At 72.9% G+C, this 13,922-nt stretch carries 13 protein-coding genes and 1 tRNA gene; 7 read left to right on the top strand and 7 right to left on the bottom strand.

The window, feature by feature from the left end; translation table 11 throughout:
- Positions 1-57: 57 nt before the first annotated feature.
- On the top strand, positions 58-1,419 hold the full coding sequence (locus EBO36_RS05580) for an outer membrane protein assembly factor BamB family protein (protein ID WP_164471360.1): 1,362 nt from the start codon (positions 58-60) through the stop codon (positions 1,417-1,419).
- A gap of 44 nt (positions 1,420-1,463) precedes the next feature.
- On the opposite strand, the gene EBO36_RS05575 is transcribed toward EBO36_RS05580, so the two are convergent.
- From EBO36_RS05575 to EBO36_RS05560, 4 genes are all read right to left on the bottom strand, one after another.
- Positions 1,464-1,952, bottom strand: a complete 489-nt coding sequence (locus EBO36_RS05575; protein ID WP_122823737.1) for an SRPBCC family protein — start codon at positions 1,950-1,952, stop codon at positions 1,464-1,466.
- A gap of 168 nt (positions 1,953-2,120) precedes the next feature.
- Positions 2,121-2,197, bottom strand: a tRNA-Val gene (locus tag EBO36_RS05570).
- A 139-nt stretch (positions 2,198-2,336) separates the two neighbouring features.
- Complete coding sequence (locus tag EBO36_RS05565; RefSeq protein WP_122825474.1) at positions 2,337-2,804, bottom strand: peroxiredoxin; 468 nt, start codon at positions 2,802-2,804, stop codon at positions 2,337-2,339.
- 46 nt (positions 2,805-2,850) lie between these two features.
- Positions 2,851-3,273: a DUF3052 domain-containing protein gene (locus tag EBO36_RS05560; RefSeq protein WP_122823736.1), complete on the bottom strand. Its 423-nt coding sequence runs from the start codon at positions 3,271-3,273 to the stop codon at positions 2,851-2,853.
- 297 nt (positions 3,274-3,570) lie between these two features.
- Here EBO36_RS05560 and aceE point away from each other — a divergent pair, with 297 nt between their 5' ends.
- Positions 3,571-6,318, top strand: coding sequence for a pyruvate dehydrogenase (acetyl-transferring), homodimeric type (gene aceE, locus EBO36_RS05555; protein ID WP_122823735.1), 2,748 nt, complete (start codon positions 3,571-3,573; stop codon positions 6,316-6,318).
- Positions 6,319-6,474: 156 nt separating this feature from the next.
- A complete protein-coding gene (locus EBO36_RS05550) occupies positions 6,475-7,845 on the top strand; it encodes an MFS transporter (RefSeq protein ID WP_122823734.1) in 1,371 nt (456 codons plus the stop codon).
- Positions 7,846-7,860: 15 nt separating this feature from the next.
- Here the strand turns inward: EBO36_RS05550 and adhP are convergent, their stop codons facing one another.
- The 3 genes from adhP to EBO36_RS05535 all read right to left on the bottom strand — a co-directional run bounded on the left by adhP (position 7,861) and on the right by EBO36_RS05535 (position 10,149).
- On the bottom strand, positions 7,861-8,907 hold the full coding sequence (adhP, locus tag EBO36_RS05545; protein WP_222928778.1) for an alcohol dehydrogenase AdhP: 1,047 nt from the start codon (positions 8,905-8,907) through the stop codon (positions 7,861-7,863).
- A gap of 160 nt (positions 8,908-9,067) precedes the next feature.
- Positions 9,068-9,403 carry an antibiotic biosynthesis monooxygenase family protein gene (locus EBO36_RS05540; RefSeq protein ID WP_122823733.1) on the bottom strand — a complete coding sequence of 112 codons (336 nt, stop codon included), beginning with the start codon at positions 9,401-9,403 and terminating at the stop codon, positions 9,068-9,070.
- A gap of 53 nt (positions 9,404-9,456) precedes the next feature.
- Positions 9,457-10,149 (bottom strand): hypothetical protein, encoded by a 693-nt coding sequence (locus tag EBO36_RS05535; protein ID WP_127572877.1) that lies wholly within the window; start codon positions 10,147-10,149, stop codon positions 9,457-9,459.
- Positions 10,150-10,255: 106 nt separating this feature from the next.
- Here EBO36_RS05535 and EBO36_RS05530 point away from each other — a divergent pair, with 106 nt between their 5' ends.
- The 4 genes from EBO36_RS05530 (at position 10,256) to EBO36_RS05515 (ending at position 13,855) form a co-directional block, all read left to right on the top strand.
- A complete protein-coding gene (locus tag EBO36_RS05530) occupies positions 10,256-11,458 on the top strand; it encodes a PucR family transcriptional regulator (protein ID WP_122823731.1) in 1,203 nt (400 codons plus the stop codon).
- Between the two features lie 123 nt (positions 11,459-11,581).
- Positions 11,582-12,514 (top strand): ACP S-malonyltransferase, encoded by a 933-nt coding sequence (locus tag EBO36_RS05525; protein ID WP_122823730.1) that lies wholly within the window; start codon positions 11,582-11,584, stop codon positions 12,512-12,514.
- The gene (locus tag EBO36_RS05520) at positions 12,511-13,518 is read left to right on the top strand and encodes a beta-ketoacyl-ACP synthase III (protein ID WP_122823729.1); all 1,008 of its coding nucleotides are present in this window, start codon (positions 12,511-12,513) and stop codon (positions 13,516-13,518) included. Before EBO36_RS05525 ends, EBO36_RS05520 begins: the two co-directional genes overlap by 4 nt.
- Before the next feature lie 85 nt (positions 13,519-13,603).
- Complete coding sequence (locus EBO36_RS05515; RefSeq protein ID WP_122823728.1) at positions 13,604-13,855, top strand: acyl carrier protein; 252 nt, start codon at positions 13,604-13,606, stop codon at positions 13,853-13,855.
- Positions 13,856-13,922: the final 67 nt, after the last annotated feature.

Below are 13,922 nucleotides of genomic sequence, written 5' to 3'. Positions count from 1 at the left end.
ATCCCCTACACGACGGACAGTCGCTCGAGGAGGCACGGACCGGTGGAGCCGCTCAGCGTGACAGAGGGGCGTCCGCGCCGCCGTCGCCGCGCGCCCGTCGCCGCGGGGGTCGCCTTCGCCCTCGTGGTGGCCGGCGCGGTCGTCTTCGTCCGGCAGAGCCCGTGGTGGTCCTGCCATCAGACGACGACCCTCACCCGCGACGCCCCGGTGGACTACGCGACGTCATCCGGACCACGCCTGACGACCCCCGCGCACGTCATCGAGCAGCTGTCGGCGCTTCCCGGCGTGGGCGACCTCGTCGGCTCGGCGCCGCTCGAGACCGACGCCGCCGTCACGACCGGAGCGGGAGGCGAGATCGTCCTCTCGGACGCGCCGTTCTACGGCGAGCGCAACACCTACCGCGATGCGAGCCTCGACCCGACCAGCGGCGAGGTGTCGTGGAACCGGGGTCAGGCCGGCCAGGCCCGACCCCTGCGCCCGATCGGGGACGACCTCTACTCCCTGGCAGCCGTCGACGACGGGTACCGGCTCACCGTTCTCGACGCCCAGGAGGGGACGATCACGGGGTGCGCCGACCTCTCTCGCACCGGGAACGACGGCGTCGGCCGCACCCTCGACGCCCCGGCACCCGACGGGTCCGCCGTCGCGGTCGCGACCCCTCCGGGAGAGGCCGCCGCAGCCCTCGCCCGGATCGACGTCGCAGCGCTCGACACGGCCTGGACCCGCGATCTCGACCAGGAGGCGAGGCAGCTCGCCTGGGTCGACGGCGTCCTCGCCGTCGGGTTCCTCGACGGGCAGCTCAGCGGTGCCGACGTCGCCAACCGCTGGCAGCACGAGCGGCAGCGGGTGTCGATCGTCGGCATCGACCCGGACACGGGCGAGGAGACGTGGAGCTGGCCGCGCGAGAGGGGCGACGACGCGACCCCGCGCGCCGGCACACTCGTCCCTCTCGCGCCGGAGACCGGCCTCGTCACCATCCGCGAGACGGCTGAGGCCCCCGACGGCGACACCTCGCGCCTCGTGGCGCTCGACCCCGAGACGGGCGACGAGGTCTGGAGCTACGAGAAGGGCGGCTTCGTCGCCAACGCCGCCGGGGGCCAGGTGATCCTGCTCGACACGCAGGACAGCACGGTCGCGCTCGACGGCTTTACGGGCAAGGAGCTCTGGAGCGAGCCGGAGGGCGTGGTCGAGCCCGACGAGTGGCTCGACACCGACCGCGCCCTGCCCTGGGGCGAGCACATGCTCGTGCCCACGTGGTCCGGGTCCGTCGTGGTCCTCGACCCGTCCACCGGCGAGCGGCTCGGCGCCACCACCACCGAGGACGTCCTTCCCGCCACCTACTGGGTCACGCCGGACGCCCTCGCCGTGACCCTCGACTGGCCCGATGCCAAGGAGCTGCTCGTCTTCGACCGGGACTGAGCGCGGTCGGGCCCCGTCGCCGACAGGGCGCACGGATCGTCCGGTCAGCCTTTCGCTTCGCGAACGTCCGTTCCGTGCTCGGCGTACGCCTTGAAGTCCTCCATGTGCCTCCGCGACTGCTTGATGAAGGCACCGCGCATCAATGGAGCAGCCAGCCGCATGAGGCCGGAGAAGCAGTACTCGTTCTCGCTGACCCAGAGCGTGCGCTCCGGGCTGACCTCCCTCAGATGCTCGCGCGCCGCATTCCACATGCCATCCGCGACGATCTCACGCTCGAAGTGGATGACGGTGCCTGACGGGACGTCGCGCAGGTCCGCCGGTTCCCGGCGCGTGATGGTCTCGGTGCACTCGACAGCCTGCTTCCCCGACTGGAACACGACTCTCGACTCGGTACCGACCTGCCCGTCGACACCGCGCACCGGCTCGTGGGAGACCAGCCCCCGTAGCCAGCTCGGTCGGTGTGCAGGGTCTGCCAGTAATGGAACGACCCGCTCCCGTGGCTGCGCAATCTCCATCGAGACGGCGTACTTCATGGCGGAGTCCTCCTCAGTCGACGGCGGCGCGGGGATTCACCGTTGCCGGTCTCCAGACTTCTCCCCATCATCAGGCCAGCACCGGCGATCATCGGCGCGATTGAGCGACAGAGCCCGCGGAGCACGAACACAACCCGTCACGCCATGTCGCGCGTGCCGTCCGACACGTGGTGGGCCCGGCCGGTCTCGAACCGACGACCTCCGCGGTGTAAACGCGGCGCTCTGACCAACTGAGCTACAGGCCCTAGGGGTGTTGAGCCCAGCCTAGAGGTCCGCGCGCACCGCTCGATGCCGACTGGCACCGCAGGCTGCGGCCGGCGCTGCCCGATGCCGCCGACGTGGTGAGCCGGGCCTCGACGCCTCGGCCCGGCGCCGTCGTCCTCCTCAGCGCTGGAGCGCGCGCGCGGCGTCGACGTACTGCCCGACGTCGCGCGCGCGGCCGGCCGGGCTGAGCACCGACCAGCGCAGGACGCCGTCGGCGTCGAGGAGGAACGACCCCCGCCGGGAGTGGCCCGAGGCGGCGTCGAACACGCCGTACGCCCGGGCCGCCGCGCCGTGCGGCCAGAAGTCCGAGAGCAGTTCGAGACCGAAGCGCTCCTGCTCGGACCACGCCCGCAGCGTGAACACCGGGTCGCAGGAGACGCCGAGGACGCGCACGCCGGCGAGGCCGTCGCCGCGGTCGCGCAGCGCGCTCAGCTCGCTCGTGCACACGCCCGAGAACGCGAAGGGGAAGAACACGAGGAGCACCGGGCCGCCGCGGAGCGTGGACAGGCGCACGGGCGTGCCGTGCGTGTCCGGCAGCTCGAGCTCGGGCGCGGGCCGGCCCAGCTCAGGGAGACCCGCCTGTGTCAGGCCGGCGTCCCCCTGCCCTGTGGGCCCGTTCCCCGTAGGGGGTGGGTCAGCGCCCACGACCCCGCGCGAGGAGGCGGAACCCCGCCCAGTTCGCACCTGCGGAGACGGCCGACGTCGCCTGGAGGCCGGCGGTGTCCGCCGCCTCCGCCACGTCGGCGGGCGTGACGTGCCCGGGGCGGCCGGGCTTCGGCGTGAGGACCCAGATGAGGCCGCCGTCGTCGAGGTTGCCCATGGCGTCGACGAGCAGGTCGGTGAGGTCCCCTGCCTCGGCGTCGTCCGCGCGCCACCAGATGATGGTGCCGTCGACGACGTCCTCGTGGTCCTCGTAGGCCAGCTCGGCCCCCGTCGTCGCCTCGATCGCCGCGCGCAGGTCGCTATCGACGTCGTCGTCGTACCCGAACTCCTGGACAATCTGACCGGTCGTGAAGCCGAACCAGTTACCGTCTGCCGGGCCAGCGGTCGCTGCCACCGTTGTCCTACCTCTCGTCGGCGGCGGACCCGGACGGCCCGCTCGTCGGCACCGCGCACGGTGCCAGGGATAGCCCACCGTAGCGGGCCGTGCTCGCGCAAGCGCGCGCGCCGCACGACCACGGATCGGACCCCGGTCGGGGCAGGTCAAGTCTTCCGTACGGTGTTGCCAAGGTCATAACCACCGCGGGGCCCGAAGCATGGCGCCGGGCCGGGCCGCGGCAGAGAATGGGCCTAACCTGAGATGCACCGCGTACCGCGCGTCGTCAACGCCGACGCCTGACGGAAAGAGGACTGCGTGAGTCCACAAGACGGATCCGGACCGCTCATCAACGGACTGCTGAGCCAGGTGAAGGACATCGACGCGGAGGAAACCGGGGAGTGGCTCGAGTCCCTCGACGGCCTCATCGACGAGCGCGGCGGGCCACGGGCGCGTTACGTCCTGCTCAACCTGCTCAAGCGCGCGCGTGAGCGCAACGTCGCCATCCCGACGTCGCTCAACACCCCCTACGTCAACACCATCGGCGTCCACGAGGAGCCGTACTTCCCCGGCGACGAGGTCGTCGAGCGCAAGTACCGCGGGTGGATCCGGTGGAACGCGGCCGTCATGGTGACGCGTGCGCAGCGTCCCGACATCTCCGTCGGCGGCCACATCTCCACCTACGCCTCCATCGCAACCCTGTACGAGGTGGGCCTCAACCACTTCTTCCGCGGCAAGGACCACCCGGGCGGCGGTGACCAGGTCTTCTTCCAGGGTCACGCGGCACCGGGCAACTACGCCCGCGCCTACCTCGAGGGCCGCCTCACCGAGGCCGACCTCGACGGGTTCCGCCAGGAGTTCTCCCACCGCGGCGGCCGCGGGCTCCCCTCCTACCCGCACCCGCGGCTCATGAAGGACTTCTGGGAGTTCCCCACCGTGTCCATGGGCCTCGGCCCGGCGGAGGCGATCTACCAGGCGTGGACCAACAAGTACGTCCACGAGCGCGGGCTCAAGGACACCTCGCAGCAGCAGGTGTGGGCGTTCCTCGGCGACGGCGAGATGGACGAGCCCGAGTCGCGCGGCATGCTCCAGCACGCCGCCCAGCAGGGCCTCGACAACCTCAACTTCGTCGTCAACTGCAACCTCCAGCGCCTCGACGGGCCGGTCCGCGGCAACGGCAAGATCATCCAGGAGCTCGAGGCGTTCTTCCGCGGCGCCGGCTGGAACGTCATCAAGGTCGTCTGGGGCCGCGAGTGGGACACCCTGCTCAACGCGGACAAGGACCGCGCCCTCGTCAACCTCATGAACACCATCCCCGACGGCGACTTCCAGACGTACAAGGCGAACGACGGCGCCTACGTCCGGGAGAACTTCTTCGGCCGGGACCCTCGCACCAAGGCCCTCGTCGCGAACATGTCCGACGACGAGATCTGGGCGCTCAAGCGCGGCGGGCACGACTACCGCAAGATCTACGCCGCCTACAAGGCCGCCACGGAGCACACCGGGCAGCCGACGGTGATCCTCGCCCACACCATCAAGGGCTACGGCCTCGGCCCGGGCTTCGCGGGGCGCAACGCCACGCACCAGATGAAGAAGCTCAAGGCGACCGACCTCAAGATGCTCCGCGACTCGCTGCGCATCCCGATCACCGACGAGCAGATCGACGCCGACCCCTACGCGCCGCCGTACTTCCACCCCGGGGCGGACGCCCCCGAGCTGCAGTACATGCTCGAGCGGCGCAAGGCGCTGGGCGGGTTCCTGCCCGAGCGGCGCGAGGCGTACACCCCGCCGACGCTGCCCGAGCCGAAGACCTACGAGATCCTCGCCAAGGGCTCCGGCAAGCAGGAGATCGCCACCACCATGGCGGTCGTCCGGCTCCTCAAGGAGCTGATGAAGGACAAGGAGTTCGGCAAGCGGATCGTGCCGATCATCCCGGACGAGGGCCGGACCTTCGGCCTCGACGCCATCTTCCCGACGGCGAAGATCTTCAACCTCAACGGGCAGAACTACACGGCCGTGGACTCCGAGCTCATGCTCAGCTACAAGGAGTCCGAGAGCGGCCAGATCATGCACACCGGCATCAACGAGGCCGGGTCCGCGGCGGCGTTCCAGACGACCGGCACGTCCTACGCGACGCTCGGCCAGCCGCTCATCCCGTTCTACATCTTCTACTCGATGTTCGGGTTCCAGCGCACGGGTGACGCGTTCTGGGCGGCCGGGGACCAGCTGGCCCGCGGATTCCTCATCGGCGCCACCGCCGGTCGCACGACGCTCGCCGGCGAGGGCCTGCAGCACATGGACGGGCACTCGCCCGTCCTGGCGCAGACCAACTCGGCCGTCATCAGCTACGACCCGGCGTACGCCTACGAGATCCGCCACATCATCCGTGACGGCCTCACCCGGATGTACGGCGAGGGTGACCCCCGCGACCCGAACGTCATGTACTACCTCACGGTGTACAACGAGCCCATGTCGCAGCCGGCCGAGCCGGAGAACGTCGACGTCGAGGGGATCCTCAAGGGGATCTACAAGGTCGCCGACGCCGAGGGCGACGGACCGCGCGTCCAGCTCCTCGCCTCCGGCGTCGGGCTGCCGTGGGTGCTCCACGCCCGGGAGATCCTCGCGGAGGACTGGGGCGTTCGCGCCGGCGTCTGGTCGGTGACGAGCTGGGGTGAGCTTCGCCGCGACGCGCTCGAGGTCGAGAAGAAGCGCCTCACGGACCCGACCGGCGACCACGGCGAGCCGTACGTCACCGCCAAGCTCCGTGACGCCGGTGGCCCGTACGTCGCCACGAGCGACTTCGACCACATGGTCCCGGACATGATCCGGGCCTGGGTGCCGGGCGAGTACCTCACCCTCGGTGCGGACGGCTTCGGCTTCTCCGACACGCGGCCCGCCGCGCGCCGGCACTTCCTCATCGACTCCCACTCCGTGGTGGTCCGCACGCTCCAGGCGCTGGCCGCCCGGGGCGAGGTCGACGCCGACGCCCCGCGCCAGGCGATCGAGCGCTACCGGCTCCTCGACGTCAACGCCGGCGAGTCCGGCACCGCGGGCGGCGACGCCTGAGCCACGCCGCGCGGGCGATGCCCGAGCGGTGAGCACGTCCCGGACGGGGCGGCACGGACTCCACGTCCGTGCCGCCCCGTTCCGCGCGACACCGACCTGACCGGCAACGGACGACCGGCCGTCCCGGTCCGTCGTCGCCGATCGAGAGAGGACCACATGGCGCCCGGCACCCGTACCTCCGCCACCCGCACGCAGCGCCTCGACCGCCTGCCCTTCACCCGCGAGCACGGCCGGCTCCTCGGCGGCTCCGGCGTGGGCTGGGCCCTCGACGCGATGGATGTCGGCCTCATCTCCTTCGTCATGGCGGCGCTCGCCGTCCAGTGGCAGCTCGACGACACCCAGCTCAGCCTCATCGGCTCCGTCGGGTTCGTCGGCATGGCGCTCGGGGCCTCCCTCGGCGGCCTCCTCGCGGACAAGTTCGGGCGGCGGAACGTCTTCGCGCTCACCCTCTTCGTCTACGGGATCGCGACCGGCGCCGCGGCGCTGTCGGTCTCGGTGGGCATGCTCCTCGTCCTGCGCTTCGTCGTCGGCCTCGGGCTCGGCGCCGAGCTCCCCGTCGCCTCCACCTTGGTGAGCGAGTTCGCCCCGTCGCGCATCCGCGGCCGCGTCGTGGTCATCCTCGAGGCCTTCTGGGCCGTGGGCTGGTTCGCTGCCGCCCTCATCGGCTACTTCGTCGTGTCCACCTCCGACGACGGGTGGCGCTGGGCCCTGGCGATCGGCGCCGTCCCGGCGGCCTACGCGATCTACGTCCGCCGCGCGCTGCCGGAGTCCGTGCGCTTCCTCGAGACGCGCGGACGGCACACCGAGGCCGAGGCCGCGGTCCGCCGCTTCGAGGAGTCCGCGCCGATGTTCGGCGGTACGTCCGCGGCACCGGTGGCCCCCGCCGCCCAGCCGGTGACGGACGGCGCGGCCGCCCCCACCGCGAGCGCGCGGTCGTCCTTCGCAGCGCTGTGGAGCGCGACGCTCCGCACCCGCACAGGGGGCCTGTGGATCGTGTGGTTCGGCCTCAACTTCGCCTACTACGGCGCGTTCACCTGGCTCCCGACGCTCCTCGTCGCCTCGGGCCTCGACCTCGTCCGCTCGTTCGGCTACACGGTCGTCATCACGGCGGCGCAGCTGCCCGGCTACGCCGCCGCCGCCTTCCTCATCGAGCGGTGGGGCCGGCGTCCCACGCTCGGCACGTTCCTCGTGGGCGCGGCCGGCTCGGCGTACCTCTTCGCCATCGCCTCGACCCCGGCCGGGGTGGTCACGGCAGGGTGCCTCATGTCGTTCTTCGCGCTCGGGGCGTGGGGTGCCCTGTACGCCGTGACGCCGGAGATGTACCCGACCGCCATCCGCGGCACCGGCGCCGGCTGGGCCGCCGGGTTCGGCCGCATCGCGTCGATCCTCGCCCCGCTCGCCGTGCCCTTCCTCAACCGCAGCGGGGAGATCTGGCTCGTCTTCACGGCCTTCGCCTGCGCCTTCCTCCTCGCCGCCGTCGGCGCACTCCTCCTCCCGGAGCAGCGGGGACTCGCGCTCGAGGAGTGAGCGGACGACCCGGCCTCACCCGGCGGCCGGCACCGTCGCCAGTTCCATGACGATGCGGCCGTCGATGGCGCCGGCCTCCATCTCGGCGAAGATGTCGTTGATCTGCGTCATCGGCCGCATCGTGAAAGTGGGGGCGACCTTCCCGCGGGCGAAGAAGTCCAGGGCCTCCTCCATGTCCTTGCGGGTGCCGACGATGGATCCGCGGACCGTGAGGCCGAAGAGCACGGTCGTGAAGATGTCGAGCGGGAAGGCCTCCGGCGGCAGGCCGACCAGGGAGACGGTGCCCCCGCGGCGGAGCGCCCCGACGGCCTGGGGGAAGGCGTGGGCATTGACGGCGGTGACGAGCGCGCCGTGGACGCCGCCGGTCGCCGCCGTGAGCTCGCCGACCGGGTCCGAGCTCGTCCGGGCGTTGACCCCCACCTCGGCACCGTGCCTGCGCGCGAGGGCGAGCTTCTCGTCAGCGACGTCGATGGCCGCCACCCGCAGGCCCATTGCGACGGCGTACTGCACCGCGATGTGCCCGAGTCCACCGATCCCGGAGATGAGCACCCACTGTCCCGGCCTGGTGTCGGTCATCTTGAGGCCCTTGTACACCGTCACACCGGCGCAGAGGATGGGCGCGACGGCCGCGAGGTCGACACCGTCGGGGATGACGGGGCAGTAGCGGGAGTCGACGAGCATGTACTGCGCGAAGGACCCGTCCACGGAGTAGCCGCTGTTCTGCTGGCGCGGGCAGAGCGTCTCCCACCCGGTCTCGCAGTACTCGCACTCCCCGCACGCGCTGGCCAGCCAGGCGTTGCCCACCCGGTCCCCGACGGCGACCCGCGTCACCTGGTCGCCGACCGCGACGACGGTGCCCGCTCCCTCGTGGCCGGGCACGAACGGCGGGGCCGGCTTGACCGGCCAGTCGCCGTGCGCGGCGTGGAGGTCCGTGTGGCAGACGCCGGTGTACTCCACCCGGACGAGGGCGTCGAAGGGACCGGGGGTCGGGACGTCACGGGTCTCGACGACGAGCGGGCTCCCCAGCTCCTTGACGACCGCGGCCTGCATCTTCTCGGACATCGGTGCTCCCTCTGTGCCGGAACCGGTGGCCCGCTGCGGGGTCGTCGGTGCCGCCCGCACCGGGCGACCTCACCAGTAGACGCCCGCGCACGGATTCGCGCCCGGCTGCGGGCGACGGCCGTCCGCGACCCAGGTCCCGACGAGCCCCGGTCCGGCCGCCTCAGGTGCCGGTCGAGCCGCCCGCGACCTCGAAGCTCCACAGCTCGGCGCTGACCCCGACGGGCGGGCGCTGCGCGCCACCGTCCGGGGCCGGGGACGTCGGCCGCCCGTGCCCGGCCGCGAAGGCGTCGGAGGTGGCCCAGGCGTCGAAGGCCGCCTCGTCGCGCCAGCGGGTGACGACGAGCCACGTCGTCCGCCCGTCGCTGGGGCGGAGGAGCTCGAAGCCCTCGAACCCGTCCTGGCCGTCGACGGCGCCGGCCCGCGCTGCGAACCGGCGCGCGAGCTCGTCGCCGCTGTCGGCGGGCACAGTGATGGCGTTGATCTTGATGACGGTCATGGACCCATCATCGCCCGCGGGCACGCGGCCGGCGAGCAGCGGCAGGTGGGGGCTCAGTGCGCCCCGGGCGCGGCGTCGGCCGCCTCCGCCGCGGCGACGCGCGGCTGCAGGTCGAGGACCATGGCACGGGCCTCGTCGTTGTTGGCGTTCTCCTCGAGCTCGCGCAGGTGACGGCGAGCCTCGAGCGGTCGAACCGCCTCCAGCGCGGCGAGCACGACCTGGCGGCCCGCCTCGGGGATGTGGTCACGGGGGTTCCAGTGCCCGACGCCGAGCCCCAGCCCGTCCCCGGGCAGGGCGGCCTCGCGCAGGGTGCGCACGCCCTCGGCAACGGCGAGGCCGGTGTGCTCACGCTCGCAGGCCCCGGCGAGGCGGCGCATGGCCCCCTCGTGGTCCTCGGCGAGCGAGAGGCGCCCGAGCTCGATGAGCGGGTACCAGGCGCGGGGGTTGCCGGCGAGCTCCTCGGCGAGCGCCCACACGGCGACGTCGGAGGACACGCGGTGCGTCACGTGCTCGTGGTCGGCGGTCAGTGGGTCGACGGGGTCGTCGCCCTCGGCGTGCCGGCGCACGATCTCCGCCAGCGCGGCGAAGGCGGTGACGTTGTTCGGATCCTCCACGAGGAGGGCGCGCAGGGCGTCCTCCCGGGGGGCGTCGTCGCTCGGGGCTGCCGTCGTCGGACGGCGCATGCCGACCTTCGACGCGGTCGCTGGGCGCGAGAGCAGGGCTCTCAGTCGGGCGAGTAGGGCCATGCACGTGACCATATCTGCTCAGTCGCGCGCGCTCATCCGGAAAGCGACGACGGCGCCACCCACCAGTTGTGGGCACTCGACAATTGCGGCCGTATGCTCAGCGCCCATGGGAGCAACGACGGCGCGCAACCTCACGACGGACGGCGGCTCGTCCGACGTCGTCCGCAGGCTGCGCGGCGGGACGGACCTACTCACCTCGGCCGCCCTCAAGCGCCTCGACGGGGAGGTCCCCTGGTACGGCGAGCTCGCCGCCGAGGACCGCTCGTGGATCGGGCTCGTCGCCCAGTCCGGGATCGCCGCGTTCATCGCCTGGTACGAGCGCCCGTCGACGGCGACCTACAACGCCGGGGAGATCTTCCGCGCCGCGCCGCCGGAGCTCACCCGCTCGATCTCGCTCCAGCACACCCTCCAGCTCGTGCGCCTCGTCGTCGAGGTGGTCGAGGACAACGCCGTCCAGCTCGCCGCCCCGGGGCAGCAGGCCGACCTGCGCGACGCCGTCCTGCGCTACTCCCGGGAGGTCGCCTTCTCGGCGGCGGAGGTCTACGCCCGGGCGGCGGAGGCCCGGGGCGCGTGGGACGCGCGGCTCGAGGCGCTCGTCGTCGACTCCCTGCTGCGCGGCGACCCCGACGCCTCGATGCGCTCGCGCGTGTCGGCGCTCGGCTGGACCGGCCGCGGCCCGACGGTCGTCATGGTCGGCGCCATGCAGCAGCCCGTGGACGAGCGCCGCACCGCGGAGATCCGGCGAGCCTGCCGGCGGGCGGCCACCGACGTCCTCGTCGGTATCCAGGGCGACCGGCTCATGGTCGTCCTCGGCGGTGACGAGGACCTGCGCGCCGCCGCGGAGACGCTCCTGCCCCGGTTCGGCGCGGGCACCGTCGTCCTGGGACCCGCGGTGAACGACGTCGTCGACGCCGGACGCTCGGCGCGCGCCGCCCTCGCCGGTCTGCTGGCCGCGCCCGCGTGGCCCGACGCCCCGCGGCTCGTCGGGGCCGACGAGCTCCTGCCCGAGCGGATGCTCAACGGCGACACCCTCGCCCGCCGCACCTTGCTGACCGAGCTCTACCGGCCGCTCACCGCCGCCGGCGGGCCCCTCCTCGAGACGCTCGCCGAGTACGTCGCCCAGGGCCGCTCGCTCGAGGCCGCCGCCCGCGCGCTGTACGTCCACCCCAACACCGTCCGGTACCGGCTGCGCCGGATCGCCCAGGTGGTGGGGTGGGACCCCACGGACTCGCGGGAGGGCTTCGTCCTCCAGATCGCCGTCGCCGTGGGCCGCCTCGCGGAGCAGGGCGCCGCGCACCACGGGACGTGACGGCCGGCGCGTCGCGCATGTGAGCCGCATCACCCGGTTGTGGGGTCCCCACAAGGTGACCCGACCGACTTGGTAGGGCGCGTATGCGGGGCCAACGGCGCGCGGCTTGGGAGAGTGGAAACCGTGCTCGCCGTCGTCTGCCCTGGTCAGGGCGCCCAGTCCCCCGGCATGCTCAGCCCCTGGCTCGAGCTCCCCGGCTCCGCCGCGACCCTCGCGGGCTACTCGGAAGCCGCCGGCACCGACCTCACCCGCCTGGGGACGACGGCGGACGCCGCGACCATCCGCGACACCGCGGTCGCGCAGCCGCTCATCGTCGCCACCTCCCTCCTCAGCCTCGGCGCGGTGCTCGACGGCGCCGACCCGGCCGCCGTCGCCGGCGTGACCGCTGGCCACTCGGTGGGCGAGCTCGCCGCCGTCGCCATCGCCGGGGTCCTGCCCGCCGCGGACGCCCTGCGCCTCGTCGGCGAGCGAGGCCGGGCCATGGCCGAGGCGGCCGCGGCCACCCCCACGGGGATGAGCGCCGTCGTCGGCGGCGACCCCGACGACGTCGGCGTCGTCCTCGCGCGCCACGGCCTCACCCCCGCGAATGTCAACGGCGGTGGGCAGGTGGTGGCCGCCGGCACCCTCGAGCAGCTCGCCGCCCTGGCGGCCGACCCGCCGGCCCGGGCCCGCGTCATCCCCCTCGAGGTGGCGGGCGCCTTCCACACCGAGCACATGGCCCCCGCCGTCGAGCGGGTCCGCGCCGTCGCCGCCTCCCTGAGCCCCGCCCAGCCGCGGGTCGCGCTCCTGTCGAACGCCGACGGCGCGGCCGTGACCGACGGCGCCGACGCCCTAGCCCGGATCGTCGCCCAGGTGGCGCGGCCGGTGCGCTGGGACCGGTGCTGCGACACAATGCTCGCGATGGGCGTCACCGGCGTCCTCGAGCTGGCCCCGGGCGGGGTGCTCACGGGCCTGGCCCGGCGCACGCTCAAGGGGGTCGAGGCGCTCGCCCTGAAGTCACCCGACGATCTCGACGCCGCGCGCGACCTCGTGCGCCGTCACGGAGGCCTTGAATGACCCGTCCTGCCCTGCGCGAGGCCCCGGCCCGAGCCCATTCCCGCATCCTCGGCGTCGCCGGTGTCCGCGGGGAGAACGTCGTCGTCAACGACGACCTCGTCGGCCCCATCGACAGCTCCGACGAGTGGATCCGCCAGCGGACGGGGATCATCTCCCGCCGCCGGGCGCCGCAGGACGTCACCATCGCCGACCTCACCGAGCAGGCCGGCCGCGCCGCCCTCGAGGTGGCCGGCGTGGACCCGGCCGAGGTCGACGCCGTCATCGTTGCCACGGTGACGCACCTCGAGCAGACGCCGTCGCTCGCCGCGATCATCACCGACCGCCTCGGGGCCACCCCCGCCGCGGCCTTCGACATCTCCGCCGCCTGCGCCGGCTACTGCTACGGGATCGCCCAGGCGGACGCCCTCGTGCGCGCCGGGACCGCGCGCCACGTGCTCGTCATCGGCGCGGAGAAGATGTCCGACTTCGTCGACCCGACCGACCGCACCATCTCCTTCCTCCTCGGCGACGGGGCGGGGGCCGCCGTCGTCGGCCCGTCCGACACGCCCGGCATCGGGCCGACGGTCTGGGGCTCGGACGGCAGCCAGGCGCGGGCGATCTACCAGACGCACTCGTGGATGACCTACAAGGACGGCTCGGACACGTCCTGGCCGACGCTGCGCCAGGAGGGCCCCACCGTCTTCAAATGGGCGAGCTTCCAGATGGCGAAGGTCGCCAAGGAGGCCCTCGACGCCGCCGGCGTCACGCCCGATGACATCGAGGCGTTCATCCCGCACCAAGCGAACATGCGGATCATCGACCAGCTCGCCAAGCAGATCGGGCTCAGCGACTCCGTCGTCATCGCCCGGGACATCGCCGAGACCGGCAACACCTCCGCGGCCTCCATCCCGCTGGCCACGGAGCGGCTCCTGCGCGAGGGGCAGGTCTCCTCCGGGGCCCTGGCCCTGCAGATCGGCTTCGGCGCCGGGCTCGTGTACGGCGCCCAGGTGGTCGTCCTCCCCTGACCGACCTCTGACACGCGGCTCCCGACCGGGGGCCGGCATGGACCAGACTGACCCCGACCTACCCCAACCGAAACGGAGAACACCCATGGCACACAGCGAGCAGGACATCCTGGCCGGCCTTGCCGAGATCGTGAACGAGGAGACCGGTCTGCCGACCGACTCCGTGCTGCCGGAGAAGTCCTTCACGGACGACCTCGACATCGACTCGCTGTCGATGATGACGATCGTCACGCTGGCCGAGGAGAAGTTCGACGTCCGCATCCCCGACGAGGAGGTCGCCAACCTCGCGACCGTCGGCGACGCGGTCACGTTCATCACGAACGCCCAGGAGTCCTGAGCCCTCCGGTGCGGCGGGAGGCTCTGCCCCCGCCGCACCGAGCTCGGCGTCCTCGGGACGCACCCAC

It is taken from the genome of Georgenia faecalis (genome assembly GCF_003710105.1).
GTDB lineage: Bacteria > Actinomycetota > Actinomycetes > Actinomycetales > Actinomycetaceae > Georgenia_A > Georgenia_A faecalis.
The sequence above is the reverse complement of the archived record's forward strand: the minus strand, read 5'-3'. Positions and strand labels throughout refer to the sequence as shown.

Coding starts and splice junctions, on each gene's coding strand:
- EBO36_RS05575 (WP_122823737.1), bottom strand. CDS start 1,952: ATGAAGTACGCCGTCTCGATGGAGATTGCGCAGCCACGGGAGCGGGTC.
- EBO36_RS05515 (WP_122823728.1), top strand. CDS start 13,604: ATGGCACACAGCGAGCAGGACATCCTGGCCGGCCTTGCCGAGATCGTG.
- EBO36_RS05540 (WP_122823733.1), bottom strand. CDS start 9,403: ATGACCGTCATCAAGATCAACGCCATCACTGTGCCCGCCGACAGCGGC.
- EBO36_RS05550 (WP_122823734.1), top strand. CDS start 6,475: ATGGCGCCCGGCACCCGTACCTCCGCCACCCGCACGCAGCGCCTCGAC.
- EBO36_RS05520 (WP_122823729.1), top strand. CDS start 12,511: ATGACCCGTCCTGCCCTGCGCGAGGCCCCGGCCCGAGCCCATTCCCGC.
- EBO36_RS05530 (WP_122823731.1), top strand. CDS start 10,256: ATGGGAGCAACGACGGCGCGCAACCTCACGACGGACGGCGGCTCGTCC.
- adhP (WP_222928778.1), bottom strand. CDS start 8,907: ATGTCCGAGAAGATGCAGGCCGCGGTCGTCAAGGAGCTGGGGAGCCCG.
- EBO36_RS05535 (WP_127572877.1), bottom strand. CDS start 10,149: ATGGCCCTACTCGCCCGACTGAGAGCCCTGCTCTCGCGCCCAGCGACC.